The sequence below is a fragment of the Corynebacterium sp. HMSC068G04 genome (genome assembly GCF_001814885.1).
Lineage (GTDB): Bacteria > Actinomycetota > Actinomycetes > Mycobacteriales > Mycobacteriaceae > Corynebacterium > Corynebacterium hiratae.
Genome location: NZ_KV818316.1, coordinates 1 through 225, shown reverse-complemented (window position 1 = coordinate 225; position 225 = coordinate 1). Strand labels below are relative to the sequence as shown.

1 protein-coding gene is annotated in these 225 nt (G+C 56.0%); it reads left to right on the top strand.

Features of this window, described 5'->3' with window-relative positions:
* A partial coding sequence (locus tag HMPREF2993_RS05025) for an ATP-binding protein (protein ID WP_168166765.1) occupies positions 1-222 on the top strand: 222 nt, incomplete at its 5' end.
* Between the last annotated feature and the right edge of the window lie 3 nt (positions 223-225).

Sequence of the window (225 nt, the reverse complement as noted above, 5' to 3'; positions counted from 1 at the left end):
ACCACACCTATTGATGCCGCGACCGCGCACCAACTTCTCAACATCCTCGCCGGACGAGAAGGCAAAGTCTCAACGATAGTGACCTCACAATTCACCCCACTGGAGTGGTACAAGTCCATCCCCGATGCCGTGATCTCCGAGTCAATCCTCAACCGACTCGTCTCCGGCGCCGAGATCATCACACTCGAAGGACCAAACATGCGCCTCACCACCAACGCATAACCA